Here is a 26,973-nt window from a genome sequence, read left to right as displayed (position 1 = left end):
GCCGACCGCCCCGCCGCGCTGCCGGGCCGGTGACGCGCTCCCGCGTCGCCGGCCCGGCCGTGTCCAGCCGTCGGCCCGTTCGAACCGTTCGAGCCGTTTGAACCCTTCCCTCGGCGCCCTCACCGTCCGCTCCACCGTCCTCCTGCTGTCCCTCGCCGCGCTGCTCCCCGGCTGCGGCACCCGGCTGCCCGGCGAGGCCTTCACGGTCCGCCCCACTCTCGCCTCCCCTGCCGCCGGTGCGACCAGTGCGGCCGGTACGACCGGGAACGGCAACCCCGCCTCCGACACCGGGGTCACCGCAACCGAGATCAGGATCGGCGTCGTCACCTCGGTCACCAGCCCGGTCGGCAGCGAGGTGTTCAGCGGCCCGCGCTACGGCGCCCAGGCCTTCTTTCAGGCCCTCAACGACCGCGGCGGCCTGCACGGGCGCACCGTCCGGCTGGTGACCTGCGACGACGGCGGCAGCGGGGTCGGCAACCAGGACTGCGTGCACCGGCTGATCGACCAGGCACACGTCTTCGCCTTCGTCAGCGGCAGCGTCCTCGACTACGCGGGCGCCCCGTACGTGAGCGGCAAGGCGGTGCCGGACATCGGCGGCCAGCCGATCGGCACGGAGTACGACCGGTGGCCGCACCTGTACGGGATCTACGGCAGCGCGGCCCCGCGCGACGGGCGGTCGGTCGGCTGGAACGGGACGCTCTACCAGAGCACCGAGGTGTTCCGGTTCTTCAAACAGCGACTGAGCGCGACCAGCGCCGCCGTGGTCGCCTACAACCAGGCCGACTCGACCCGTTACGCCGGACAGCTGAAGGCCGGGCTGGAGGCCGAGGGATACCGGGTGCTGCTCCAGACGGTGGACTTCGCGCTGCCGAACTTCCAGGCGGTGGCCGCGGCGGTGCGCGCCGACGGCTCGCAGCTGCTGTTCGACGCGATGGACTCCCGGGGCAACGCGGCGCTGTGCAGGGCGCTGGACGAGGCCGGGGTGACGGTGGCGGCGAAGGTCACCAACGTGCAGAACTGGTCGGAGACGGTGCGTACCGACTACGCCTCCTCGCCGAACTGCCGCAACGCGCTGTGGGCGACCTCGTCGAGCCTGAACTACGAGGACGAGCAGTACCCGGCGGTGCACGACTTCCGGACGGCGATGGCCCGTTACTACCCGGACCGGGCCGCGCGGATGTCCGCCTGGGAGCTGGAGGGCTGGGCGGGCGCACAGTGGCTGACCGACGCGCTGGACTCCTGCGGCGCCGCGCCGACCCGCTCCTGCGTCGAGGCGTTCATGAACCGCGCCGAGCCGTACGACGCGCACGGCCTGATCCTGCCCGCCTCCTTCGTCCCGCAGCCGCCGCCGACCGGACCGACCCGGGCCTGCCTGAACGCCGCCCGCTGGCAGGACTCGGCCCAGGGCGGGCAGGGTGGCTGGGTCACCCAGGTGTCGTCGATGACCACGACCTGCTTCGACGTACCGCAACTGCCGTACAAGCCGTAGCGCAGGGTCCGGGCGACAGCCGACAGCTGACCGGTAACAGATTTCAGATAACAGAGTTCGAAATCTGTCATCTGAAATCTGTCATCTGTTACTTGTCGGCTGTCCGGTGCCCGTTGTCCGTCGCCCGCCCTCCTCACGGCAGCCGCTCGACCACGACCATGGCCGCGTCGTCGTCCAGCCTGCCGCCGACGTGCGCGAGCAGGTCGCGGCGCAGGTGCTGGAGCAGGGTGGTGGGGCGCTCGGCCCGCCAGGCGGTGACGCGTTCGGTGAGCGGGTAGAAGCGCCGCTGGGCGTCGCGGGCCTCGATCACGCCGTCGGTGTAGATCAGCAGCCGGTCGCCGGGTCGGAACGGGAAGGTCTCCGTCTCGTACCGCACCGGCGCGAGCTCGCCGAGGCCCAGCGGCGGGGAGGGGTGGCGGGCGGCGAGGGTGGTGATGCCGCCGGGGCGCAGCAGCAGCGGGGGCGGGTGGCCGCAGTCGATCAGGCGGACCGGGGAGCCGTCGTCGGGGATGTCGAGCAGGACGGCGGTGATGAAGGATTCGCCGGCCTCGCCGCTCTCCTCGGGGGGTTCCTCGGGCGAGGGGAGGGGCAGCGCGGACAGCGCCTGTCGGAGCTGGCGGTCACGCCGGTCCCGGCGGGACTGTTCGGCGAGCTGGGCGAGGTCCCAGCTGACGCTGCCGTCCAGGTAGGCGGCCAGGTCGGGCAGTTCGGCGTGCAGGTGGGCGGCGGCCCGGAAGGCGCCGAGCAGCAGCGCCGCGTCGCCGAGCGAGGACAGGCCCTTGCCGCGTACGTCGCCGACCAGCAGCCGGGTGCCGGTGGCGGTGCGGGCGGCCGCGTACAGGTCGCCGCCGACCTGCGCCTCGGCCTCGGCGGCCAGGTAGACGGAGGCCAGGTGCAGTGGTCCGATCCGCTCCGGCAGCGGGCGCAGCAGTACCCGCTGGGCGGCCTCGGACACCGAGCGCACCCGGGCCAGCTCGCGCTCGTGCCGCTCGCGCAGCACCCGCAGGCCGACGATCAGCACCGAGACGATCAGCTGCGCGCTCAGCTGGGTCTCGATGTTCGCGCTGGTCAGGCTGTCGCGGACGGCGCCGATGACGGTCAGCGCGGCGAACGCGAGTGCGGCGACCCCGGCCGTGGCCCGGGGGCCGGCGAAGGAGGCGGTGAGGGCGGGGGCGACGATCAACAGCGGGCCGAGGTGGATCTCCGGCGGGGAGAGGACGTCGACCACGGCGATCAGCACGATCAGCGCGAGGGTGAGCGCCGTCAGCACCCGGCGGTCGGGCAGCCAGGTGCGGCGGCGGTCGGGGGGATGCGGCGCGGTCGGCGGGCGCGGCGCATCGGGGCGCTGCCGGAGGGGCACTCCTCCTCTGTACACCGTGGAGGCGGCGGGGCGCACCCGGAAGGGCTCGACCGGTTCTGTGGCCGACTCTGCGGCCGGTTCTCTGGCCGGTTCTGCGGCCGACTCTCCGGTCGGCTCTCCGACGGGCCCTGTGGCCGGCTCTCCGGCTGCCCCCGCCGTCGGTCGACCCGGTCAGCCCTCCTGGCCGTAGCGGGCCAGGTAGTCGGCGAAGCGGGCGACGTCCTCGTCGGACCAGTCGGTGAAGCGCGCGGTGAACGAGAGCCGCCGCTGCTCGTTGGCGTCCCGCAGCAGGGTGAGGCCGGCCTCGGTGGCGCGCAGGATCTGGCCGCGCTGGTCGTCCGGGTCGGTCTCGCGGGCCAGCAGGCCGAGCTTCTCCAGGGCGGTGACCTGGCGGCTGACGGTGGACTTGTCGAGCATGAAGTACGCGGCCACGTCGGCGGCCCGGCAGCCGCCGCGCTCGGTGATCAGGTCGAGGATGCTGTAGGTGACCAGGGAGAGGTCGGGGTGCAGCTGGGAGGCCTTGTGCCGGGCGCGGCGGGCGAAGGCGGTCAGCTCGCGCTGGATGGTCTCGATGGACGACTGGCGGCCGGGCACGGCGTTCCTATCTCCTCGAATTTTGTTGCACTATACAACGGATTCGCCCGGGGTTGCGCGTCGCTCCGGTCCCCGCTGCTCCGGCGCGGCCTGCCAGGCGCGGGCGGCGGCGATCCGCCTGGTCGCACTCGGGTGAGTGGCGAACAGTAGCTCAAGCACCCTCGGCGGGTCGACATCGGAGACGTTCGCCACCGCCAGTCTGCGCTGCATGGCCACGAACTGCTCGACGTCCCCGGTCAGTTCGAGCGCGTGCCGGTCCGCCCTGGCCTCGATCCGGCGGCTCACCGCGCACTGCGGCGGCCCCGACAGCGCGCCCAGCAGCGCCGCGAGCGCCGCCAGCAGCGGCAGCGCCCGGGGGTCCGCCGGGTCCGTCGCCCCGGCGGCGTCCAGCAGCGGCCGCCAGGCCGCGAGCAGGCCGAGGACGGCCACCGCGACGGCCGCGCCGACCGCGCCCAGCGCGGTGCCGACCGGCACGTCCCGGTGCTTGACGTGGCCCAGCTCGTGCGCGACCACCAGCTCCACCTCGCGCGGTTCGGCGGTGGTCAGCAGCGTGTCGTACGCGACGATCCGGCGCGTCGCCCCGAACCCGGAGACGTACGCGTTGAGCGCGGTGGTGCGGCGGGAGGCGTCCGCGACCAGGACGTCCCGTACCCGGACGCCGTCCCGATCGGCCAGCGCGAGCAGTGCGGAGCGCAGCTCCCCCGGAGGCATCGGGGAGAAGCGGTTGAAGACCGGCTCGATCAGCAGCGGATGGAGGAAGGAGAGCGCGGCCGTCAGCAGCGCCGCCGCGCCCGCCGCCGGCAGCCACCAGTACTGCGGCGACCAGGCGGTCAGCACGAACAGGCCGAGCGCGATCGGGAGGACGAGGGTGAGGGTCAGCGCGAGGCCGCGTACGGCGTCCAGCGCCCAGCCGGCCCACCCCTGGGTCACCAGCCCGTACCGGGCCCGGACGGTCCGCGCCCCGGCGCCGAACGGCAGTTGCAGCGCCTGGCCGAGCAGCACCAGGGCCGCCGCCCCGGCCAGCACCCCGGCCGTCCGGGAGCCGCCGAACCAGCCGCCGACGGCGGTCACCAGAGCGGCGCCGATCGGGGTGAGTCCGAGCAGCAGGGTCAGGGCCAGGCCCGCCAGCCGCCCGCCCAGTGCCCACGGCAGCTGGGCGCGGCGCAGCGCGCGGCCCCGGGCGCGCTCGGCAGGGGTGAAGGGGGTGAAGTCGGGAGTGACGTCCGGAGACCGGGGGGCCGGGGTGTCGGGGGCAGGCGTGGCGTCCATGGCGAGGTGCGGCTCTCCCGGTCGGGTCGCGGGGCGGGGTCGGTACGCGGTTCAGCGGGGTTCAGTGCGGTTCGGCGGGGTTCAGCGGTGATCCAGCATGGCGCACCCGACCGGCCGGTGCCCACGCCACGGCCAGGGGCTCACGCTGCGGACCGGTGCCCGCCCGTGGGTGGGGCTCACTCCTCGGTGGGCCCGGTGGCGCCGTGGACGCCGGCGCGCAGCAGCTGGTGGCCGAGGTCCACCAGGGCGCGGCCGACCGCGAACTCGTCACCGACGGCAGGGGCCGGGGCGTCGCGCGGGTTGCGGCGGGCGCGGGCGTCACTGTGCAGCACGTTGCCGTCGGCGTCCAGCACGGCGTGCACCCGGGTGGTGTCCTCGTCCTCGACCACGTGCAGGCTGAGTTGCCAGTCCTTGGTGCGCACGGCGTCGGCGGCCTGCTGGTCGGCGCCTTCGGCCACGGCTGCCGACGGGGCGGCCGCCGTTCCGTCGGCGCGGACGATCACCACCGGGCAGGCGCCGTGCACCGCGCAGCGGGTGGACACCGAGCCGAGCAGCGTCCGGGCGAAGGTGCCCCGGCCCCGGCTGCCCAGCACCAGCAGGTCGGCCCCCTCGGCCGCCTCCAGCAGCACCTCGGCGGCGTGGCCGAGCACCAGGCTCTCCTGGACCTCCACCGGGCGGTCCGGGCCGAGGATCTCGTTGATCTCGGCGGTCAGCGTGCGGCGGGCGGTCCGCTCGAAGCCGTCGTCCACCATCGGCGCGAACCACCCGTACAGCGAGGGGTACTCCCAGGCCGCCACCGCGTGCACCGTCGCACCGGTCAGCACGGCCTGGTCGACCGCCCAGCGCAGCGCTGCCTTCGACGGCCCGGAGCCGTCGATCCCGACCACGATCCGGCGCTCCCGGGCGGGGGAGGGTCGACTGCCGCCCACGGAAGAGAGCTGGTTGCTGTCCATCACGTCACACCTCCCGGCCCTTCGGCGCGGAACTCCGCCCATCGGCACGGAACCCGCTCCCTCTCCACCACGCTGCGCGCCCCGCCCGCCCCGCGCCAGGGACGCGGTGGCCGGGTCGGCGGGGGCGATTGGGACGGGCGGGCCAGGGGCGCCGTCCGGCGACCGGCCGTCGCTGCTCGGCCGTTGATGCCTTGATGCCGTGATGCCGTGATGCCTTGATGCGTTGATGTGGTGATGCCGTTGATGCCCGGCTTGTTCAGGCCCGGCCGTCGATGCCCGCCTGCCTGCCCGCGTGTCGCCGCCCGGCCGGGTCCGGAGGTGCCCTTCGTGGCCGGAATGTTGCGGACTCGCGTCCGGGCGGTGGTGATTCGGTGGCGTAGGCTGACCGTTCTCGCATCATCCTCGGGGGGATCCACTCATGCGCCGTGTCGCGGCCGCCGTCGCGCTGCTCGTCGGAATGACCGCCGTCGCCGCCTGCGGGCCGGACGACCCCGACCCGGCCCCGGCCTCGGCCGCCCCCGCCCCGCCGTCCTCCGCGCCGGACGGCTCGCCCTCCGGCACGGCCCCGGGCAAGAGCGCCCCGCCCCGGCCCGACGGCACCATCACCGTCGCCTTCGCCGGGGACGTCCACTTCGAGGGCCGTACCGAGGCGCGGCTGGCCGTCCAGACGCCCGAGCCCGCGCTCGGCCCGATCTCCCGCACCCTCGCCGACGCCGACCTGTCCGTCCTCAACCTGGAGACCGCGATCACCGGGCGCGGCGCCCCGGAACCGAAGACGTACACCTTCCGCACCTCGCCCAAGGCGCTGTCGGTGCTCAAGGACTCGGGCGTCGACGTCGTCTCGATGGCCAACAACCACGCCGTGGACTTCGGCGCCGACGGGCTCACCGACACCCTCGCCGCCAAGGACTCCTCGCCGATCCCGGTGGTCGGTGTCGGGCGCAACGCCAAGGAGGCGTACGCCCCGTACGTCACCACCGTGCGCGGGGTGAAGGTCGCCGTGGTCGCCGCCAGCCAGGTCGAGGACCTCACCAACCAGAAGTGGCGGGCCGGCGCCGACAAGCCGGGAATCGCCTCGGCCCTGGACGTTCCGGCGCTGGTCAAGGCGGTGGAGACGGCCAAGCAGCAGGCCCCGGTGGTGCTCGTGTACCTGCACTGGGGCGACGAGGGCAAGGCCTGCCCGACCGGGCCGCAGACCACCATCGCCAAGAAGCTCGCCACCGCGGGCGCCACCGCCGTGGTCGGCACCCACGCCCACACCATGGTCGGCTCGGGCATGCTCGGCAACACCTACATCGGCTACGGCTTCGGCAACTTCCTCTGGTACGGAACCTCCAACTATCCCAACTCCAACGAGACCGGCGTCACCACCCTCACCCTCACCGCCGACGGCAAGGTGACCGGCGAGGCCTTCACCCCGGCCACCATCGACGACAAGGGCGTCCCGGAGCCGGTCAGCGGCGCCACCGCCGAGGCCGCCCTCAAGCGCCGCGACGGCCTGCGCGGCTGCACCGGCCTCTCCCCGGCACCGGCCGCCCCGGGCGGCGCCCCCGCTCCCGCCGCTCCCGCCCCCACCGCTCCCGCTTCCGCCACTCCCGGTTCCACGCCTCCCGCCAAGGCTCCTTCGGGCTCCACGAAGGCGTCGACCACCCCTGCCGCACCGCGTTAGGGTGCCCGCCACGGGCGGACACGAGGAACTGCCGACCGACTCTCCCTGCTGCGCCGACCGAGGGCGACGTCGACGCCATCCTCGCCATCCACCGCGACCCGACCACCTTCGTCCACAACCCCTCGGACGCCCTCGCCACCTGTGCCGAGGCCGAGGAGCTGTACGGCCGCTGGAACGCGGTCCGGGAGCGCCACGGTTGCGGGAACTGGACCGTCCGCGAGCACAACTCCCCGGCGGCGCCGGGCTTCTGCGGCGTCAAGCCGATGGCGCCGGCGGGTCTGCCGGTCCTCAACCTCTTCTACCGGCTCGCCCCCGCCGTCACCGCCTGGGCGTCCGCCCGCGTTGCCGACCTCCCTCTGACCGCCCGGGTCCGCCCGGAGAACCTCGCCTCCCGGCGCGTCGCCCTGCACCGCGCGGAGCACCTCGACGGTGAGGGCTGCGACGGCTTCGCCCCGATCTTCGCGAGCCGCCTGCCGTAGCGGCCCGCCGGACGCACCACCACTGCCGACAGGCCGTCGACGCGGTCGAGGCCGCCCATGCCGTTGAGGCTGCCGAGGCCGCCCACCCCAACCGGGGTCGGGCGGCCTTGTCGTGTCCGGGCGCCGCTCTGGTGGCGGGGTGTCCGGCGGGGGCAGTGGGGCGAGTTGACGTTCGCACAGGCTCTCGGTGTAGGCGAACAGCTGTGTTAGGTTAGGCTTGCCTAATCTTGCTGGTCGGAGGGATGTCCTGTGCAGCAACAGTCCGAATTCGCCGGTGCCGTCGCGATGGTCACCGGGGCCGGGCAGGGCATCGGCGCGGCCGTGGTGCGGGCGCTGGTGGCCGAGGGGGCCGTCGTCGCGGCGGCGGACCGCAGGCGCGGCGGGCTCGATGCCCTGGCGGCCGAGCTGCCGGGCGTGCGGCCGTACGTGCTGGACGTCTCCGACGGCCAGGCCGTGGACGGTGCCGTCGAGTTGATCGAGCGTCAACTCGGGCCGATCGGCGTGCTGGTGAACGTCGCGGGAATCCTGCGCACCGCTCCGGTCGTCGAACTCACCGACGGGGACTGGGCGGACACCTTCGCCGTCAACACCACCGGCGTCTTCCACACCGGCCGTGCCGTCGGTCGCCGGATGGCGGCGCGCGGGCGCGGGGCGATCGTGACCGTAGGATCCAACGCCGCCGGAGTGCCGCGGGCCGGGATGGCCGCCTACGCGGCCTCCAAGGCGGCGGCCACCATGTTCACCCGCTGCCTGGGGCTGGAGCTCGCCCGGTCCGGGGTGCGGTGCAACGTGGTGTCGCCCGGTTCGACCGACACCGAGATGCAGCGCGCACTGTGGGGCGAGGACGCCGAGGCGGCCGAACGCCGGGTGATCGAGGGCGACTTGGGTGCCTGGCGGGTCGGCATCCCGCTCGGGCGGATCGCCGCGCCCGCCGACATCGCGGAGGCGGTGGTGTTCCTGGCCTCCGACCGTGCGCGACACATCACCATGCACGACCTGTACGTCGACGGCGGCGCGACCCTGCGCGCCTGAGCGGCGCGGGGTGGTGCCGGGTGACGCCGGGCGGTGCCGATCGGCGCTCCGCCCGTCGTTCCGCCGTGCCCTCCCGCTCCCTCCTCCTCCTCCCGTTGCTCCTCGTCCCCCGTAGAACCGTCCCAGACTGGAGAAACCGCCGTGACCACGGTGCACCACGCCCCTGCCGGGCCGATACCCGCCGGGGCCGACGCCTCGGCGACCGCCCTCGTCGAGGGACCGGACCACGCCGTCATCGGCGCGGCCAGCGGACTGCTCGGCCAGTACCGGGCCGGCTCCGACGAGGCGTTCCTCGCCTCGCCGACCCGCACCCTGCTCGGCTCCGGCGTGCACGCCCGGGTGCCGCAGGACGGTCGGCCGCTGCCGGTGCGGGTCGCCGAGACGCTGGCCGAGGCGGGCCGGGCCGGGGTCGAACGGCCGCTGGTGGTCGGCGCGGTGGCGTTCGACCGGGACAGCCGGGTCGAGCTCGCCGTGCCCGCCCGGGTCCGGACCGCCGGACCGCTGCGCGACGACCCGCTGGTCGCCCTGCCCGCGCCGGCCGCCGAGCGGACCGACTGGCGGATCGCCCAGGTGCCCGCGCCGGAGGCGTACGGCGCCGGCGTCGCGGCGGCCGTCGAGCGGCTGCGCGGCGGGGAGTTGAGCAAGGTGGTGCTGGCCCGGACGCTGGAGCTGAGCGCCGCCGAGCCGCTCGACCTGCCCGCCATCCTGCAGCGCCTCGCCCGGCGCGACCCGGGCGGCTACACCTTCGCCGTCCCGTCCGGCGGTGGCCGCACCCTGATCGGCGCCAGCCCCGAACTCCTGCTCTCCCGGCGGGGAACGGCCGTGCTGGCCAACCCGCTGGCCGGCTCGGTCCCGCGCAGCGAGGACCTCGGCGAGGACGTCCGGCGCGCCGCCGCGCTGCTGGAGTCGCCCAAGGACCTGCACGAGCACGCCGTCGTGGTGGACGCGATCCGCGAGGCGCTGGCGCCGTACTGCCGCACCCTGGAGGTGCCCGAACGGCCCACCCTGGTACGGACGGCCGCGATGTGGCACCTGGCCACCACGATCCGCGGCGAGCTGGCCGACCCCGCGGTCTCCGCCCTGGAGCTCGCCTGCGCACTGCACCCCACCCCGGCGGTCTGCGGCACGCCGACGGACGTCGCGCGCCGGGTGATCGGCGAGGTCGAGCCCTTCGACCGCGGCCTCTACACCGGCATGGTCGGCTGGGAGGACGCGACCGGCGACGGCGAGTGGGTGGTCACCATCCGCTGCGCCGAGGCGGAGGAGCGGACGTTGCGGGTGTACGCCGGTGCGGGCGTGGTCGAGCAGTCCCGGCCGGAGGCCGAACTCGCCGAGACCAGCGCCAAGTTCCGCACCTTCCTGGACGCCGCGGGGGTGGCCCGGTGACGCCGCGGGACGGGTTCACCCCGTACCCCGCCGAGTTCGCCGAGCGCTACCGGGCCGCCGGGTACTGGCGCGGCGAGACCTTCGGGCGGATGCTGCGCGAACGCGCCGCCGCGCACGGCGAGCGGACCGCCGTCGTCGACCCGGGCGGCCACTCGGTGGCGGCCGTCGAGCGGCGCTGGACGTACGCCGAACTCGACCGCCGGGCCGACCGGATGGCCGCCGGGCTGCTCGCCCGTGGCATCCGGGCCGGGGACCGGGTCGTGGTCCAACTGCCCAACGCCGCCGAGTTCTTCGAGGTCGTCTTCGCGCTGTTCCGGATCGGCGCGCTGCCGGTCTTCGCGCTGCCCGCCCACCGGTACGCCGAGATCGGGTACTTCTGCTCCTTCACCGAGGCCTCCGCCTACGTGGTGCCGGCCGTCGAGGGCGGCTTCGACTACCGCGAACTCGCCGGCCGGGTCCAGGCGGAGAACCCGGCGCTGCGGCTGGTGCTGGTGGCCGGCGACGACCCGGGGGAGCACATCCGGCTCGCGGACGTGCCCTGCGACGGGCCCGGCCCGGAGGCCTTCGACGGGGAGCCCCGGCCCGGGGACGTCGCCTTCCTCCAGCTCTCCGGCGGCAGCACCGGCGTGCCGAAGCTGATCCCGCGCACCCACGACGACTACATCTACTCACTGCGCGGTTCGGTCGAGCTCTGCGGGCAGGACCGGGACAGCGTGTACCTGTGCGTGCTGCCCGCCGCCCACAACTTCCCGCTCAGCTCACCGGGTTCGCTCGGCACGCTGTACGCCGGCGGCCGGGTGGTGCTCTGCCCGCAGCCCGCCCCGGAGACGGCCTTCCCGCTGATCGAGCGCGAGGGCGTGACCATCACCGGGCTGGTGCCGCCGCTCGCCCTGCTCTGGCTGGACGCCGCCGAGCGCGGCGCCCGCGGGTACGAGAGCCTGGAGGTGCTGCTGGTCGGCGGCGCCAAGTTCAGCGAGGAAGCGGCCCGCAGGGTGGGACCGGTGCTGGGCTGCACGCTCCAGCAGGCGTTCGGGATGGCCGAGGGACTGGTCAACTACACCCGACTGGACGACCCGGAGGAGCTGATCACCACCACCCAGGGCCGGCCGATCTCGCCGGACGACGAGGTCCGGGTGGTGGACGACCAGGACCGGGACCTGCCCGACGGCACCACCGGCCACCTGCTGACCCGGGGCCCGTACACCATCCGCGGCTACTGGAACGCGCCCGAGCACAACGCCCACTCCTTCACCGCGGACGGGTTCTACCGCACCGGCGACCTGGTCCGGCGCACCCCGACCGGCCACCTGGTGGTCGAGGGGCGGGCCAAGGACCAGATCAACCGCGGCGGCGAGAAGGTCGCCGCGGAGGAGATCGAGAACCACCTGCTCGCACACCCGGCGGTGCACGACGCGGCGGTGGTGTCGATGCCCGACCCGTACCTGGGCGAGCGCACCTGCGCCTACGTGGTGCTGCGCGCCGGGCATCGCGAAGACCCCCCGAAGAGCGTCGAGTTGAAGAGGTTCGTGCGGCAGCGCGGGCTCGCCGAGTACAAGGTGCCGGACCGCGTCGAGTTCGTCGCCGCCTTCCCGGCCACCGGGATCGGGAAGGTCAGCAAGAAGGACCTGCGCGCCGCGATCGCGGCTTCGCTGAACGGGCGCTGAGCGCACGCCGATCGGCGATCGCCGGCCGCCCGCCCGCCTCCCGATCCCGCGTACCGCCAGAGCGCCAGACCGCCACACCGCCACACCGCCACACCGCCACACCGCCACACCGCCACATCGAGTTAAGGAACACCGCCGTGGGCCTGCCCCGCATTCCCCGCTATCCCATGCCCGCCGCCGAGGAGCTGCCCGCCAACCGGGTCTCCTGGACCGTGGACCCGGCGCGCGCCGTGCTGCTGGTGCACGACCTGCAGAACCACTTCCTGGACGCCTTCGACGCCGAGGCCGCGCCGGTGCCCGAACTCCTCGGCAACGTCTCGGCGTTGGCCGGGGCGGCGCGCGCCGCCGGCGTCCCCGTCGTGTACTCGGCGCAGCTCGGCGGGCAGAGCCCGGCCGAACGCGGTCTGCAGCAGGACTTCTGGGGGCCGGGCATCCCGAACGACCCGCGGGCCACCGCGATCGCCGAGGCCGTCGCCCCGGAGCCGGCCGACACCGTGCTCACCAAGTGGAAGTACAGCGCCTTCGTGCGCACCGAGTTGGAGCGGCTGCTGCGCGAGCAGGGGCGGGACCAGCTGGTGATCACCGGCGTCTACGCGCACATCGGCGTGCAGGCCACCGCCTGTGACGCCTGGATGCGGGACGTGCAGGCCTTCGTGGTGGCCGACGCGGTCGCCGACTTCGGCCCGGCGGAGCACCGTGGCGCGCTGGCCTGGGTGGCCGGGCGCTGCGGGGTGGTCACGACGGCGGAGGCCGTGCTCGGGGCGCTGGGTTCGACCGCGCGGTCGGCGGCCGCCCCCGGCCTCGTGGGTGCTTCGGACGCCGCGGGCGTGCCGGATGCCGCGGTACTCGAAGGGGTGAGCGGGAAGTGACGGGCATGGGCTTCACCGTGGAGCGGATCCGGGCCGAGGTCGCCGACCTGCTCGGCGAGGACCCGGCGGAGATCCCGCTGGACGAGAACCTGGTCGACTGGGGACTGGACTCCATCCGGCTGATGGCCCTGGCCGCGCGCTGGCAGGAGGCGGGCGCCGAGGTGGCGTTCGTCCAGCTGGCGGAGCGCCCGGCGATCGAGGCCTGGGCCGAGCTGCTGGGCGTGGAGTGATGGCGCCGGAGCTGATGGCGCCGGAGCTGCGGACGGCGGGGGTGCGGACAGCGGGGGTGGGCGTGGCGGTCCGGGACGCGGCCCGCGGGGCGGTGCTGCCCGCGGTGCCCGAACTGCCCGCGCTGCCTCGCCGCGAGGTGCGGTACCCGGCGACCACCGTGGTGGGTCCGGTCGAGGCGCAGGCGGCCCGGACGCCGGACGCGCCGGCTCTGGTGCTCGCGGGCGGGGAGACCGTCGGCTACCGGGAGTTGAACGCCTCGGCCAACCGGTTGGCGCGCGCCCTGGCCGCCCGCGGGGCCCGCCCGGGCGCGGTGGTCGGCCTGGCGGGCCTGAGACGTCCGGTGGAGCTGCTGACGGCGCTGCTGGCGGTGGTGAAGTCGGGTGCGGCGTACCTCCCGCTGGACCCGGCGGACACGCCCGGGCGGCGGGAGCGGCTGCTCGCGGAGAACGCTCCGGTCTGCGTGTTGGGGGAGGGGGTGCCGGGGGCGCTGGCCGGGCTGGAGACGGACGGCGAGCTGTCGACCGACCCGCCCCGGGCCCTGACCCCGCAGCACCCGCTCTGCCTCGGGTACGGACCGGGCGGGCGCCCGACCGCCGTCCGGCTCACCCATGCCGAGGCGGACCGCCGGGTGCGCGAGCTACAGGCGGAGCACCCGCTCGGGCCGGGCGACCGGGTGCTGCACCTGGGCCTGCCGCTCTGGGAGTACCTGTGGCCGCTGCGGACGGGTGCCGCCGTGGTGCTCGCCGACCCGTGGCAGGAGGGCGAGGTCGGGGCGCTGGTGCGGAACCTGGGCGTGACGGCGGTGCGGGTGGCGCCGGGGGTCGGGTGACAGAGGACAACTTTCAGCGAACAGATTTCGTTATCTGTTCGCTGAACGTTGTCGGCTGTCATTCGTTCGCCGCCTCCGACCCCGCTTCCGTCGCCAGGTCCCCCGCCGCCCACCCCGCCGCCAGGTCCGCCGCCGTCCAGGCCATCGCCACCGCGCCGTCCAGCACCGCCCGCTCCGCCTCCACGCCCAGTGCCGCCTCGGCGAACGCCGCCTCGTGCGGGGCGCAGGCGCCGCCCGTGATGTCCAGCACCGGATGGATCGACGGCACCGCGTGCGACACGTTCCCCATGTCCGTACAGGCGAAGGGTCCGCTCTCGACCGGTCCCGGTCGGCCGAGTGCCGCCGCGTTGGCCCGCCACAGCGTCAGCAGTCGGGGGTCGGAGCGCATGTCCAGGTAGTCCGGCTCCGGCCGGGTCAGCTCCACCTCGCAGCCGGTGGCGAGCGCGCCGGCACGGAAGCAGTCCTCGACCCGGGAGCGCAGCTCGGCGAGGTCCTCGGCGACCGAGGCCCGGATCTCGTACTCGGCGCTCGCGCTGTCCGGTATCAGGTTCGGCGCCGTCCCGGCCGCCGTGGTGATGCCGTGCACCCGCCACTGCGGCGGGAGTTGCTGGCGCAGCAGTCCGATCGCGACCTGGGCGACGGTGAGCGCGTCGGCGGCGTTGCGCCCCCGGTGGGGGTCGAGGCTCGGGTGGGCGGCGCGGCCGGTGTAGCGGACGGACAGCGTGCCGAGCGCGAAGGAGTGGAAGTCGGCGACCTCGATGGGGCAGGGGTGGACCATCATCGCCGCGTCCACCCCGTCGAACGCCCCGGCCTCCAGGAGCAGCGCCTTGCCGGCCCCGCGCTCCTCGGCCGGCGCGCCGATCACCCGGACGGTGAGCCCGAGTTCGTCCGCGTACGGGGCGAGCCCGATCGCCGCGCCGATCCCGGCGGCGGCGATCAGGTTGTGCCCGCAGGCGTGGCCGAGTCCGGGCAGTGCGTCGTACTCGCAGACCAGCGCGACGGTGACCGGTCCGCTGCCGAGGCGTGCGTCCAACGCGGTGGCCAGTCCGTGGGCGGGTGCCGTGACCGAGTAGCCGTGCGCGCGCAGGAGTTCGGAGCACCAGGCGGCCGCGAGGTGCTCCTCGAAGGCGGTCTCGGGGTGGGCGTGGATGCGGTGGCTGAGTGCGAGCAGCTCAGCCCGGTGGGCGTGAACGCGGTCGCGCACGGCCTGCCTGGCCTCGGTGTGGAGAGTGGTCGGCGGCTCGGTCGGGGGCATGGGCGGCGTCTCCGGGGTGTCAGGGGTCCAGCCGTACGGGGCCGTTGACCAGTTCCTGTGAAGTTAGATTAGGCTAACCTAAGTAAGGCGTTCCGGATCCCCGAGGAGCTCTCCACCCCATGCCCGCCGTCGAAACCCAGATCGCCGACAGCCCGGTCGCCGAAATCCAGACCTCCGACATCCCCCTGCTCGCCGCCCAGGCCGCCATCTGGTACGCCCAGGCCCTCGACCCCGCGAGCCCGGTCTACAACACCGGCGACGCCGTCGAGATCACCGGTCCGCTCGACGAGGACCGGTTCGAACAGGTGCTGCGGCAGGCGGTCGACGAGGCGCAGGCGCTCAGCGCCGTCGTCGTCACCGGCCCGGACGGCACGCCCCGCCAACACCTGTGCCCCGACGGGAGCTGGCCGCTGCACCGGCTCGACCTGCGCGCCGCCGCCGACCCGGCCGCCGAGGCCGAGGCCTGGATGCGCGCCGACCTCGCCCGCCCGGCCGACCTCGCCGAGGGCCCGCTGTTCACCCACGCGCTGATCCGGACCGCCGAGGACCGCCGGCTCTGGTACCGCCGCATCCACCACCTCGCCGTCGACGCCTACGCGTTGACCCTCCTCGGCGAGCGGATCGCCGCCCTCTACGCCGCCCGCACCACCGGCGCCGAACCCGCCCCGAACCCCTTCGCCGAACTCGCCGAGGTCGCCGCCGAGGAGGCCGCGTACCGCGAGAGCGCCGAGTACGAGGCCGACCGCGCCCACTGGTCCGCCCGGATGGCCGACGCCGACACCCCGGCCGCCCTCCCGGCCGCCCCCGAGCCCGTCGCGCCCGCCGAGCTCCCCGAGCCCGCCGAGCTCCCCGCGCCCGCCGCGCCCGGCGAAACGATCCGCCTCGCCGCCGACCTGCCCGCCGGCACCCGCGACCGCCTGGAACGCGCCGCCGGCGCCGTCCGCGCCACCTGGGCCGAACTGCTGCTCGCCGCCGCGGCCGGATACCTGCACCGCCTGACCGGCACCCAGGACGTCGTCCTCGGCCTGCCGCTCGCCAACCGCCGCGGCCCCGCTGCCCTGCGCACCCCCGTCGCCGCCGCCAACGTGCTCCCGCTGCGCCTCGCCGTCCGCCCCGCCGACAGCGCCGAGACCCTGCTGCGCGCCGTGGTCCGCGAGCTGCGCGCCGTCCGCCGCCACCAGCGCTACCCGCTGGAGGAGCTGCGCCGCGACCTCGGCCGCACCGGCGACCGCCGTGCCCTGTTCGGCCCGATGGTCAACATCAAGGCCTTCGAGAGCGATCTCGATCTGGCCGGCCTGCCGGGCACCGTCCGCAACCTCGCCGCCGGCCCGGTCGACGATCTCGCCCTGAACGTCTCGCCCGGTCCGGACGGCGCACTGCGCCTGGTCATCGACGCCGACCCGGCCCGCTACGGGGCCGCCTCGCTCGCCGCCCACCGCGACGGCCTGCTGCGCTACCTCGACGCCCTCGCCGACCTGCTGCTCGCCGACCCGAGCACGCCGATCGCCCGGATCGACCTGCTCGACCCGGAGGGCCTGCGCCGCGCCACCGAGGGCCGCACCGAGCCCCCGGCCGAGCGGACCGTGCCCGAGCTGTTCGCCGTCCAGGCCGCCCGCACCCCGGACGCCGTCGCCGTCCGCTCCGGCTCGACCGCGCTGACCTACCGGCAGCTCGACGCCGCCGCCAACCGGCTCGCCCACCGCCTGACCGGCCGGGGCGTGCGGGCCGGGGCGCCGGTCGCGATCGCCCTGCCGCGCGGCACCGACACCCTGGTCGCGATGCTCGCCGTCCTCAAGGCGGGCGGCGCCTGCGTCTCGCTCGACCTCGCCCACCCCGCGCAGCGCCTGGCCGCCGTCCTGGCCGACGCCCGCCCGGTCTGCGTGGTCGGCTCCGCCGAGGCCCTCGCCGGGCTCGACCTGCCCGCCGACCTGCCCAACCTCCACCCGGAACCGGCCGGTGCCAAGGCCGGTGCCGAGTCCGGTGCCAAGGCCGGCGCCGAGCCCGACAGCGAGCCCGGAACAGCCGCCCCGCCCGCCCCGCGACTCCACCAGCCCGCCTACATCCTGCACACCTCGGGCTCCACCGGCCGCCCCAAGGGCGTCGTCGTCACCCACGCCTCGCTGGCCAACCTGCACGCCGGCCTCGGCGAGGACCACATCGCCCCCGCCCTGCGCCGCACCGGCCGGGACCGGCTGCGCGTCGCCCACAGCGCCTCGTTCGCCTTCGACGCCTCCTGGGACCCGGTGCTCTGGATGGTCCACGGCCATGAGCTCCACCTGCTGGACGACGCCACCTACCGCGACCCGGCCGCGCTCGCCGCCCACCTCGACCGCGAGCGCGTCGACTACCTCGACCTCACCCCCTCCTACCTCGAAGTCCTGCTCGCCGAAGGCATCCTGGACGAGGGCCGGCACCGCCCGTCCGTCCTCGTGGTCGGCGGCGAGGCCACCCCGCCCGCCCTCTGGCAGCGGCTGACCGCCGTCTCCGGCCTGCACCCGGTCGATCTCTACGGCCCGACCGAGACCACCGTCGACGCCTACGCCTGGACCCCTGGGCCGGACGGCGCCCCGCGCGGCCGGGTGGTGCGCGGCTCCCGCGCCTACGTCCTGGACGGCTCGCTGCGCCCCGCGCCCGACGGCGTCACCGGCGAGCTGTACGTGGCCGGCGCCTGCCTGGCCCGCGGCTACCTCGGCCGTCCCGACCTCACCGCCGAACGCTTCCTCGCCGACCCGTTCGGCCCGCCCGGCAGCCGGATGTACCGCACCGGCGACCTCGCCCGGCGCCGCCCCGACAGCACCCTGGAGTTCCTCGGCCGGGCCGACGACCAGGTGAAGATCCGCGGCTTCCGGATCGAACCCGGCGAGATCGCCGCCGTCCTCGCCGAACTGCCCGGCGTCGCCCAGGCCGTGGTGATCGCCCGCCCCGGCCCGCAGGGCAAGCGGCTGCTCGGCTACGCCGTCCCGGAGGACGGCAGCACCCCCGACCCGGACGGGCTGCGCGCCGCGCTCGCCGCCCGGCTGCCCGCGCACATGGTCCCGGCGGCGGTCCTGCTGCTGGACGAACTGCCGCGCACCGCCCACGACAAGCTCGACCACCGCGCCCTGCCCGATCCGGTGGCCGTCGCCACCGATGGCGCCGCTGCGGCCACGCCCCAGGAGGCGCTGGTCTGCGGCCTGTTCGCCGAGGTCCTCGGCCTGCCGCGGGCGCCCGGCCGGGACGCCTCCTTCTTCGACCTCGGCGGCCACTCGCTGCTGGCCGGCCGCCTGGCCGCCCGGCTGCGCGACACCTTCGCCGTCCCGGTCGGCTTCGCCGACGTGTTCCGGCAGTCGACCCCGGCCGGCCTCGCGGCCTTGATCGCGGAGGCGCCCGGCGGGGGAGCGCAGGCCCCGGCGCGCCGCGACGCCCCCGTGGCCGTACCGCGCGCCGAGCGGATGCCGCTCTCGCCCGCCCAGCGAGGACTCTGGTTCCTGCACCGCCTCGAAGGCCCCAGCCCCACCTACAACATCCCGCTGGCGCTCACCCTCACCGGCCCGCTCGACCGGCACGCCCTCACCCTCGCCCTCGGCGACCTCGTCGCCCGGCACGAGGTCCTGCGCACCGTCTACGGGGAGGAGCCGGACGGCACGCCGTACCAGCGCATCCTTTCCCCGTCGACGATCGAACTGCGCGACAGAACCGGCGAGTTGGACGAGGCGGTCCGGTACGCCTTCGACCTGACCGCCGAACCTCCGCTGCGCGCCACGCTGTTCGGCGAGGGACCCGAGCGGCACACCCTGCTCCTGCTGCTCCACCACATCGCGGGCGACGGCGCCTCCACCACCCCGCTGCTGCGCGACCTGGCCGCCGCCTACACCGCCAGGAGCGCCGACCGGGCACCCGAACTCCCGCAACTCACCGTCCAGTTCGCCGACCACGCGGCCTGGCAGCGGGAGCGGCTCGGCACCGCCGAGGCGCCCAGCCCGCTCGCCGTCCGACAGGCGGAGCACTGGCGCGCCGCGCTCGCCGGGCTGCCCGACCAGCTGGAGCTGCCCCTCGACCGCCCCCGCCCGGCCGTCGCGGGCCACCAGGGTGCCACCGCGCCCTTCGCGCTCGGCGCGGAGGCGCACAGCGCCCTGGCCGGGCTCGCCCGGGCCGCCGACAGCACCGTCTTCATGGCCGTCCAGGCCGGGCTCGCCGCCCTGCTCACCCGGCACGGCGCCGGCACCGACATCCCGGTCGGCACCCCGGTGGCCGGTCGCGAGGACGAGGACACCGCCGCCCTGGTCGGCTACTTCGTCAACTCGGTGGTGCTGCGCACCGACACGTCCGGCGACCCCACCTTCCGCGAACTGCTGGCCCGGGTCCGCGCCACCGTGCTCGCCGCGCACGAGCACGCCGAACTGCCCTTCGACCGGCTGGTCGAGGATCTCAACCCGGCCCGCTCGCTCGCCCGCCACCCGCTGTTCCAGGTGATGCTCGCCTGGCAGAGCCGCCCGGACGAGCGGATCGCCCTGGGCGGCGGCCTCACCGCCGACATCGCCGCGATCCCCAGCGGGACGGCCAAGTTCGACCTCACCCTCAACGCCGGCGAGCTGCCCGGCGGCGGCATCGGCGGCTTCCTCGAGTACCGCACCGACCTGTTCGACGCCGCCACCGCGGCGGCCCTCGGGGAGCGCCTCGCCAGGCTGCTCACCGCCGCCGCGAGCGCCCCCGACACCCCGATCGGCCTGCTGCCGCTGATCAGTGAGGAGGAGCGGCAGCGCGCCCTGGTCGAGTGGAACGGGGACTCCGTCACCTCCGCCCCGGGCGCGACCCTGCCCGAGCTCTTCGAGGCGGCCGCCGCCACCAATCCGACCTCCGTCGCGGTCAGTTACCGGGACGAGCAGCTCGACTACACCGAACTCTCCGCCCGCGCCGACCGGCTGGCCCGGCTGCTGGCCGCCGAGGGCATCGGCCCCGGCACCATCGTCGCGCTCGCCCTGCCGCGCTCGCTCGAACTCGTCGTCGCGCTGCTGGCGGTGGCCAAGTCCGGCGCCGCGTACCTGCCGCTCGACCCCGACTACCCGGCCGACCGGCTCGCCTACATGCTGGCCGACGCCGCCCCCGCCGCCCTGCTCACCGACCGGGCCACCGCACCCCGGATGCCCGCCCACGAGGTGCGCCAACTCCTGGTCGACGGACCGGAGTCCGCCGCCTTCCCCGCCACCCCGCTGAAGCAGCACGAACGCACCCGCCCGCTGCGCGCCGAGGACACCGCGTACGTCATCTACACCTCGGGCTCCACCGGCCGGCCCAAGGGCGTGCCCGTCACCCACCACAACGTGGTCCGGCTGTTCGGCTCCACCGACCACTGGTTCGGCTTCGGCGCCGAGGACGTCTGGACACTGTTCCACTCCTACGCCTTCGACTTCTCGGTCTGGGAGCTGTGGGGCGCCCTGCTGCACGGCGGCCGGCTGGTCGTGGTCCCGCACCTGGTCAGCCGCGACCCGGCGGCCTTCCTGGAGCTGCTCGCCCGCGAGCGGGTCACCGTGCTCAACCAGACGCCGTCCGCCTTCTACCAGCTCAGCGCCGCCGACCGGGACCACCCCGGCAGCGAACTCGCCCTGCGCTACGTGGTGTTCGGCGGTGAGGCGCTCGAACTCGCCCGGCTGGACGACTGGTACGACCGGCACGCCGAGGACGCCCCCACGCTGGTCAACATGTACGGCATCACCGAGACCACCGTGCACGTCTCGTACATCGCCCTCGACCGGGCGAGCGCCGCCGCCGGGAGCAGCAGCACCATCGGCGTCAACATCCCCGACCTGCGGGTCTACGTCCTCGACCGGCACCTCCAGCCCGTCCCGCCCGGCGTCACCGGCGAGATGTACGTGGCCGGGGCGGGCCTGGCCCGCGGCTACCTCGGCCGCCCCGAGCTGACCGCCACCCGCTTCGTCGCCGACCCGTACGCCGAGCTGTTCGGCGAGCGCGGCACCCGGATGTACCGCTCCGGGGACCTCGCCCGCCGCCGCGCCGACGGCGTGCTGGAGTACTTCGGCCGGGCCGACCAGCAGGTCAAGCTGCGCGGCTTCCGGATCGAACTCGGCGAGATCGAGGCGGTGTTGGCAGCCCACCCGGCCGTCGCCGACGCCGCCGTGGTGGTCCGGGAGGACGTGCCGGGGGACAAGCGCCTGGTCGGCTACGCGGTGGCCGCCGGCACCACCCCGGACGAGCTGCGCGCCCACGCCGCCGCCGGACTTCCCGGCCACATGGTGCCCTCCGCCGTCGTCCTGCTCGACCGCCTCCCACTGACCGCCAACGGCAAGCTCGACCGCCGGGCCCTGCCCGCCCCCGAGGCCCCGGCGGCGGGAGCCGGCCGCCCGCCGCGCACCCCGCGCGAGCAGCAGCTGTGCGAACTGTTCGCCGAGGTGCTGGGCGTGGCCTCGGTCGGCGTCGAGGACGACTTCTTCGCGCTCGGCGGGCACTCGCTGCTGGTCGTGCGCCTCGCCGGGCGGATCCGCGAGGTGCTCGGACTGGAGGTCGGCATCGGCGCCCTGTTCCAGGCGTCCACCGTGGCCGCCCTGGACGCCGCCCTCGCGGCGGGCGCGCCCGCCGCCGACGCCCTGGACGTGCTGCTCCCGCTGCGGCCCGTCACCCCCGGCCGGCAGCGCCCGCTGTTCGCCGTCCACCCGGCCGGCGGCCTCAGCTGGTGCTACACCGGACTGATCCGCAACCTGCCCGGCGACGTGCCGATCTACGGTCTCCAGGCCCAGGGCGTCGGCGCCGCCACCGCCGAACTCCCCCTGCCCGCAACGCTGGAGGAGCTGGCCGCGCACTACGCCGACCGGCTTCGCGAGGTCCAGCCCGAGGGCCCGTACCGGCTGCTCGGCTGGTCCACCGGCGGGATCATCGCCCACGCGGTGGCCGTCCGGCTCCAGGAGCTCGGCCAGGACGTCGAGTTGCTCGCCATCCTGGACGCCTACCCCGCTGAGGGCTTCCGTGAGCTGCCCGTCCCCGACCAGGCCGAAGCGATGGAGGCGCTGCTCACCATGGGTGGCTTCGGACCCGAGGACCTCGACGGCCGCCCCCTCGAACTCGGTGCCGTCACCGAGCTGTTGCGCCGCGAGGGCAGCCCGCTCGCCGGACTCGACGAGGCCACCCTGGCCGCGCTGAACGAGATCTACCTCAACACCAACCACCTGGTGCGCGGCTACGACCACCGCCGGTACGAGGGCGACGTGCTGTTCTTCCGCGCCACCGTCGACACCATCGACGACACCCTGGTGCCCGAACTCTGGGAACCGTACGTGTCCGGCCGGATAGCCAACACCGACGTGGCCTGCTCCCACAAGGACATGACCCTGCCCACCCCGATCGCGCACATCGCGAGCGTGATCGCCGACCACCTCGCCGGCCTCCCGGCGGGGACCGACGACGGAGAGAACCACCGATGAGCGACGCCCCCGCCAACCCCTTCGACGCCGACGGCGAGTTCCTCGCGCTCGTCAACCCCGAGGGACAGCACTCCCTGTGGCCCGCGTTCGCGGCCGTCCCGGCCGGCTGGAGCATCGCGCACGGCCCGTGTGAGCGAGCAGCCACGCTGGAGTGGATCGCCGCGAACTGGACCACCCTGTGACCCCTCCCGCCCCGTCCGGCGCCGAGGCCCCGGCGCGCCCCCTACTCGCGGGGCGCGCCGCGGTGGTCGTCGTCTACACGGCCGCGATGTGCATGAACGGCCTGGACTCGACCATCGTCAACCCGGCGCTGTTCAGCATCGCCGAGGACTTCGGCCGGCCCGTCACGGCGGCCAACGCCGTGGAGACGGCCTTCCTGGTCGGCCTCGCCCTCGGCCTGCCGGTGGCCGGCTGGCTCGGCGACCGGTACGGCGTCAAGCGGGTCTTCCTCGGCTCGCTCGCCGCCTTCACCCTCGCCTCCGCGCTCTGCGCGGCGGCACCCGGCCTGGGCACGCTGTCGGCCGCCCGGGCCGTCCAGGGCGTGGCCGGCGGACTGCTCACCCCGGTCGGGATGACGCTGCTGTTCCGGGCCTTCGCCCCGCACGAGCGGGCCGGCCTCGGCCGCATCCTGATCGTCCCGACCGCGCTGATGCCCGCCCTCGGGCCGCCGCTCGGCGGCTTCCTCACCGAACACCTCTCCTGGCACTGGCTGTTCCTGGTCAACGTGCCGATCGGGGCGGCCGCCGTGCTCATCGGGCTGACCGGCCTGCGCGGCGCGGAGGAGGAGCCACCGGCCGGTCGCTTCGACACCACCGGCTTCCTGCTCGCCACCCCCGGCCTCGGCCTGCTGACCTACGCCCTCGGCTTCGGCCCGGCGCACGGCTGGACCTCGCCCGCGGTGGCGCTCGGCGGGGTGCTCGGCCTTGCACTGCTGGGCGCCGCCGTCCGGCACCAACTGCGGGCCGCCGAACCGCTGGTGGACCTGCGGCTGCTCGCCGACCGCACCTTCGGCGCGGCGAGCTGGCTCGCCCTGCTGACCTCGGCCGGACTGATGGGCGCACTGTTCGTGCTGCCGCTGCTCTACCAGGCGGCGCGCGGTGCCACCGCCCTGGACGCCGGACTGAGCGTCTTCCCGGAGGCGATCGGCCTGATGGCCGCCTCGCAGGTGGTGGACCGCCTGCTGCCCCGCCTCGGCCCCCGCCGGCTTGCCCTGCCCGGACTGCTGCTGGCGGCGGCCGTGCTGGCCGCCCTCGGCTTCGCGGAGAACCCGTGGGCCGTCCGGGCGTTGATGTTCGGCGTCGGCCTGATCCTGGGCACCGCCGTCCTCACCGTCCAGATCGCCGGCTTCGCCGACGTCCCCGGCTCCGCCATGGGCCGCGCGATGGGCCTGTTCACCATCCTGCGCACCCTCGGCGGCGCCCTCGGCATCGCGGCCACCGCCGCGCTGATCGGCGCCCTCGGCGACGACGCGGGCGCCGGACCCTACCGGCTCGCCCTCCTGCTCACCGCCGCCCTGGTCGCCGCCGGCAGCCTCCTGGCCCTCCGCCTCCCCGCTGAGGCCCCGGGCCCACCCCCGGAGGGCTGAGCCTTCAGGTGGTGGTGCGCCCCGGCCTCGCGCCGCGGCCGGGCGGACCACCACCACACCGTGCCCAGCAGCAGCGCCCCCGGCACGATCCCCGCGGCCGTGCCGACGGCCGCCGCCGAAGCGCCCCCGAAGGCCAGCACCAGCCCGGCCACCGCGCACAGCGCCATCGCCCCGCCGAGCAGGCGAAGGGCGGGCCGCTCCCAGAGCGCGGCGAGGACGAAGAGGTACGCGCCCACCACGACGGCGACCCACGGGCCGGCGGCCTGCGGGGTGTGCAGCAGCTGGTCGGCCGCCCAGGCCCCGAGGAGGGCCGCGGCTCCCGCGGAACCCGCGAGGTACCAGTGGTTCCGTCCCAAGTCGCGCTTCGGCGGGGTCTCCTCCCGGCCGCCCCACCGCCTCCCGACCCCGACCAGCGCGAGGAACGCGGCCACCGAGACCACGCGCAGCGGTATCTCGGCGGTCGTTGGCATGGTGCCCGCGCCGGTCTGGACGAACACGAGCCCGAGGCCGGCCACGAGAAGCCGAGCGGTCCGATCATCTGCCATAGGGACAAGTCTGATGGCCACCTGGACAGCGGACAAGCCACCTGGTCACGGGGCGTCAGACCGGCGAGGAGGTCCGCAGCTCCGCCGTTCGATCCCGAGGTGGACAGCGTCGGGCCGGTGCCCTACCGGGACCGGCCCGCGTCGGGGCCGCCGTCGTGGGAGAAGCCGATGAAGTCGGCCCAGGCCTCGGTGGTGAAGGTGAGTTGGGGGCCGGCCTTGTCCTTGGAGTCCCGGACGTGGACTGCGCCTGGAGCGAGGGCGACCTCCACGCAGGCGCCGCCCTCGCTCCCGCTGTGACTGGACTTGAACCAGACCAATTCGCGATTCACTGATCCTCCACCAGCTTGCTGATAAACCCGGCCGACTTCTCCGGAGTGAGAGCCTGTCGGAGGATCCTTTCATGGCGGTGGCTGAGGAGCTGTACCTTGTCGACGTCCGAGTACAGCCGCCCGCCAGCCTGGCCCTCTTCATAGGCGATCCGTTGGTGTTCGGGCAAGTCGAGGAGGATGAGCTGTCCTTCCAAGCCAGGGTGGAAACCCTTCGAGGGAACGACCTGGATGACGACGTTGCGTTGCTTGCCGACCGTGAGGAGGTGTAGCAGCTGCTCGGCATGGGCTTCTTCCGTGCTGAGGCGGCGGCGTAGGACGGCCTCTTCGATCACAAAGTTGAACGCCTTGGTCTGAATGTTCAGCAACGCCCGACGTTCGAGACGAGCGGCCACTCGCGCCGCGACGGTCTCGTCGTCCAGTGGCGGCCAACGACCATCGATGATGGTTCTGGCCGTCGCTTCGGTCTGGAGCAGGCCGGGAACGAGCTGGTTCTCATACCAGTTGATCACCAGCGCCTCTTCCTCGTTCCGGATGTACTCCTCCGCGAACTGCGGAAACTTCTCCGGCACCAGGAACTGAGCTCCCGCCAGCAGAATCCCCTTCGCGTCGCAGAGATTGTCTGCGACCTGCAACAAGTGCTGCGAAGGCTTCCGCCGTCCCGCTTCCATCGACCGCAGGCTCTCGATGTTGTACCCGGCCTCTTCGGCCAGGTCCTCGCGGCTGACGCCGGCGCGGGTCCGCCACAGCTTGATCTGGTTGCCGCAGTACCGCCACGACATCGGCGGCGGCGTTGCGGGCGATGACGTCTTCATGGGGTACCTCCAGGCCGATCGGTGCGAAGTTCGACGCTAGACGCCCGATGGCCTGGAGGTATGCGAATCAGTCCGAAACCATCCCCCAGGGTGATCCGAGCAGGTGCGCCAGCCCGTCCGCCAGGCCGCCGCGCCAGCAGGCGTAGTCGTGGCCGCCGTTGAACTCGCGGTAGGCGAGGTCGTAGCCGCGGGCCGTCAGCACGTCGCGCAGGTGGCGGTTCTGGGCGAGGAGCATCCACTCCTGCGAACCGACCTCGATCCAGAAGCGGGCCGGGCGCCGCTCCTCGGCGGCGTAGCGGCGGGTGAGCCATTCGCTGCCGGCGTCGAACTCGGTCTCGTCGGGCCACCAGAAGGATCCGGACTGGGAGAGCGCGTTGCCGAAGCGGTCCGGGCGCTGGTAGGCGGCGTAGGCGGCGGTCAGGCCGCCCGCGCTCTGGCCGGCGATCACGGTGGCACGAGGATCGGTCGTCACGCCGAACTCCTTTGCGGCCCACGGCAGCAGGCGGTCGGCGAGGAGGTCGACGAAGGCCGGGTTGCAGCTCAGGTCGTCCGGCCGCTGCGGCCCCATGGTGTGCACCAGCAGGGCGACGGTGGGTGGGATCGCGCCGTCGGCCGTCAGGTTGTCGAGGGTGTCGCCGACGGACAGCACCTCGCCCCACATCTCGCCGTCCAGCAGCACCGCGACCGGGTACGGCCCGCCCTCCGCCCGGTGCCCGGCCGGGAGGTGGACGTCCACCCGCCGCCCGGCCACCGTGTGCGCGAGCGCCCGTCCGCGTGGCACGTCGTCGCGCCGAGCCACGTACGGCTGCGCGGGGGCGGCGGGCAGGCTGAGCACCGAGGACGGGTGGCGGCCGTCGCGGGCGGGCAGCCGGGGTTCGGTGTCGTACGGGTCGGGGCGGGCGTGGTCGAGGACGCGCAGCCAGTCGGGGCGGGTGGTGCCGGGGGCCTCGCCGCGGAACGGGTACAGCTGGTAGGAGGCGCGGTGGTCCTCGCGCAGCCGGTAGGTGATCGACCACGTGCCATCGGTCTGACGTGTCATCAGATGTGGTGTCAGGTCACCGGAGTGGCGGTCCTTGTCGGTGACGGTGTGCACCAGTGCGAGCACGCCGTCGCAGTTGCCCTCCCCGTGGGTGAAGGTGACCAGGCGGTAGGCGGGGTCGTCGGGGTCGGGGGCGACGAGCGGGGTTTCCACAGCGGTGTCTCCAAATGGC

At 74.7% G+C, this 26,973-nt stretch carries 21 protein-coding genes; 12 read left to right on the top strand and 9 right to left on the bottom strand.

Features of this window, described 5'->3' with window-relative positions; genetic code table 11:
- Positions 1-97: 97 nt before the first annotated feature.
- Positions 98-1,489 carry an ABC transporter substrate-binding protein gene (locus ACFWP2_RS18785; RefSeq protein ID WP_380452600.1) on the top strand — a complete coding sequence of 464 codons (1,392 nt, stop codon included), beginning with the start codon at positions 98-100 and terminating at the stop codon, positions 1,487-1,489.
- A 133-nt stretch (positions 1,490-1,622) separates the two neighbouring features.
- Here ACFWP2_RS18785 and ACFWP2_RS18780 read toward each other — a convergent pair whose 3' ends face one another.
- The 4 genes from ACFWP2_RS18780 to ACFWP2_RS18765 form a co-directional block, all read right to left on the bottom strand.
- On the bottom strand, positions 1,623-2,774 hold the full coding sequence (locus ACFWP2_RS18780) for a PP2C family protein-serine/threonine phosphatase (protein WP_380452738.1): 1,152 nt from the start codon (positions 2,772-2,774) through the stop codon (positions 1,623-1,625).
- Positions 2,775-3,020: 246 nt separating this feature from the next.
- Positions 3,021-3,443, bottom strand: a complete 423-nt coding sequence (locus ACFWP2_RS18775) for a MarR family winged helix-turn-helix transcriptional regulator (protein WP_049651037.1) — start codon at positions 3,441-3,443, stop codon at positions 3,021-3,023.
- Positions 3,444-3,473: 30 nt separating this feature from the next.
- Positions 3,474-4,712 carry a M48 family metalloprotease gene (locus ACFWP2_RS18770; protein WP_380452597.1) on the bottom strand — a complete coding sequence of 413 codons (1,239 nt, stop codon included), beginning with the start codon at positions 4,710-4,712 and terminating at the stop codon, positions 3,474-3,476.
- A gap of 176 nt (positions 4,713-4,888) precedes the next feature.
- Positions 4,889-5,665, bottom strand: a complete 777-nt coding sequence (locus ACFWP2_RS18765; protein WP_380452595.1) for a universal stress protein — start codon at positions 5,663-5,665, stop codon at positions 4,889-4,891.
- A gap of 418 nt (positions 5,666-6,083) precedes the next feature.
- On the opposite strand from ACFWP2_RS18765, the gene ACFWP2_RS18760 reads away from it, so the two are divergent.
- The 8 genes from ACFWP2_RS18760 (at position 6,084) to ACFWP2_RS18725 (ending at position 13,824) form a co-directional block, all read left to right on the top strand.
- Entirely contained in the window at positions 6,084-7,334 is a 1,251-nt protein-coding gene (locus ACFWP2_RS18760) for a CapA family protein (protein WP_380452593.1), read from the top strand.
- Between the two features lie 263 nt (positions 7,335-7,597).
- On the top strand, positions 7,598-7,813 hold the full coding sequence (locus ACFWP2_RS18755; protein WP_380452591.1) for an acetyltransferase: 216 nt from the start codon (positions 7,598-7,600) through the stop codon (positions 7,811-7,813).
- A 249-nt stretch (positions 7,814-8,062) separates the two neighbouring features.
- The gene (locus ACFWP2_RS18750) at positions 8,063-8,845 is read left to right on the top strand and encodes a 2,3-dihydro-2,3-dihydroxybenzoate dehydrogenase (protein WP_380452589.1); all 783 of its coding nucleotides are present in this window, start codon (positions 8,063-8,065) and stop codon (positions 8,843-8,845) included.
- 174 nt (positions 8,846-9,019) lie between these two features.
- Complete coding sequence (dhbC, locus tag ACFWP2_RS18745; protein WP_380452736.1) at positions 9,020-10,231, top strand: isochorismate synthase DhbC; 1,212 nt, start codon at positions 9,020-9,022, stop codon at positions 10,229-10,231.
- Complete coding sequence (locus ACFWP2_RS18740; RefSeq protein ID WP_380452587.1) at positions 10,228-11,895, top strand: (2,3-dihydroxybenzoyl)adenylate synthase; 1,668 nt, start codon at positions 10,228-10,230, stop codon at positions 11,893-11,895. The genes dhbC and ACFWP2_RS18740 overlap by 4 nt, the downstream gene beginning before the upstream one ends.
- Positions 11,896-12,032: 137 nt before the next feature.
- On the top strand, positions 12,033-12,764 hold the full coding sequence (locus ACFWP2_RS18735) for an isochorismatase family protein (RefSeq protein ID WP_380452585.1): 732 nt from the start codon (positions 12,033-12,035) through the stop codon (positions 12,762-12,764).
- Positions 12,765-12,769: 5 nt separating this feature from the next.
- Positions 12,770-12,994: a phosphopantetheine-binding protein gene (locus tag ACFWP2_RS18730; protein ID WP_380452583.1), complete on the top strand. Its 225-nt coding sequence runs from the start codon at positions 12,770-12,772 to the stop codon at positions 12,992-12,994.
- The gene (locus ACFWP2_RS18725) at positions 12,994-13,824 is read left to right on the top strand and encodes an AMP-binding protein (protein ID WP_380452581.1); all 831 of its coding nucleotides are present in this window, start codon (positions 12,994-12,996) and stop codon (positions 13,822-13,824) included. The genes ACFWP2_RS18730 and ACFWP2_RS18725 overlap by 1 nt, the downstream gene beginning before the upstream one ends.
- Positions 13,825-13,882: 58 nt before the next feature.
- Here ACFWP2_RS18725 and ACFWP2_RS18720 read toward each other — a convergent pair whose 3' ends face one another.
- A complete protein-coding gene (locus ACFWP2_RS18720; protein WP_380452579.1) occupies positions 13,883-15,079 on the bottom strand; it encodes an amidohydrolase in 1,197 nt (398 codons plus the stop codon).
- Positions 15,080-15,198: 119 nt separating this feature from the next.
- Here ACFWP2_RS18720 and ACFWP2_RS18715 point away from each other — a divergent pair, with 119 nt between their 5' ends.
- The 3 genes from ACFWP2_RS18715 to ACFWP2_RS18705 are packed head-to-tail and all read left to right on the top strand — an operon-like array spanning position 15,199 to position 24,076.
- Positions 15,199-22,491: an amino acid adenylation domain-containing protein gene (locus ACFWP2_RS18715; protein WP_380452577.1), complete on the top strand. Its 7,293-nt coding sequence runs from the start codon at positions 15,199-15,201 to the stop codon at positions 22,489-22,491.
- Positions 22,488-22,673, top strand: coding sequence for an MbtH family protein (locus ACFWP2_RS18710; RefSeq protein WP_380452575.1), 186 nt, complete (start codon positions 22,488-22,490; stop codon positions 22,671-22,673). The genes ACFWP2_RS18715 and ACFWP2_RS18710 overlap by 4 nt, the downstream gene beginning before the upstream one ends.
- Positions 22,670-24,076, top strand: a complete 1,407-nt coding sequence (locus tag ACFWP2_RS18705; RefSeq protein ID WP_380452573.1) for a DHA2 family efflux MFS transporter permease subunit — start codon at positions 22,670-22,672, stop codon at positions 24,074-24,076. Before ACFWP2_RS18710 ends, ACFWP2_RS18705 begins: the two co-directional genes overlap by 4 nt.
- Here the strand turns inward: ACFWP2_RS18705 and ACFWP2_RS18700 are convergent.
- From ACFWP2_RS18700 to fes, 4 genes are all read right to left on the bottom strand, one after another.
- Positions 23,974-24,621 carry a hypothetical protein gene (locus ACFWP2_RS18700; RefSeq protein WP_380452571.1) on the bottom strand — a complete coding sequence of 216 codons (648 nt, stop codon included), beginning with the start codon at positions 24,619-24,621 and terminating at the stop codon, positions 23,974-23,976. The two genes, ACFWP2_RS18705 and ACFWP2_RS18700, sit on opposite strands and share 103 nt — an antisense overlap.
- 122 nt (positions 24,622-24,743) lie before the next feature.
- Complete coding sequence (locus ACFWP2_RS18695; protein WP_380452569.1) at positions 24,744-24,950, bottom strand: DUF397 domain-containing protein; 207 nt, start codon at positions 24,948-24,950, stop codon at positions 24,744-24,746.
- Complete coding sequence (locus ACFWP2_RS18690) at positions 24,947-25,762, bottom strand: Scr1 family TA system antitoxin-like transcriptional regulator (protein WP_380452567.1); 816 nt, start codon at positions 25,760-25,762, stop codon at positions 24,947-24,949. Before ACFWP2_RS18690 ends, ACFWP2_RS18695 begins: the two co-directional genes overlap by 4 nt.
- Positions 25,763-25,829: 67 nt before the next feature.
- The gene (gene fes, locus ACFWP2_RS18685) at positions 25,830-26,954 is read right to left on the bottom strand and encodes an enterochelin esterase (RefSeq protein ID WP_380452565.1); all 1,125 of its coding nucleotides are present in this window, start codon (positions 26,952-26,954) and stop codon (positions 25,830-25,832) included.
- Positions 26,955-26,973: the final 19 nt, after the last annotated feature.

Source organism: Kitasatospora sp. NPDC058444 (genome assembly GCF_042721415.1).
In the GTDB taxonomy this organism is placed as follows: Bacteria; Actinomycetota; Actinomycetes; order Streptomycetales; family Streptomycetaceae; genus Kitasatospora.
This window is presented reverse-complemented; position numbering and strand designations above follow the sequence as displayed.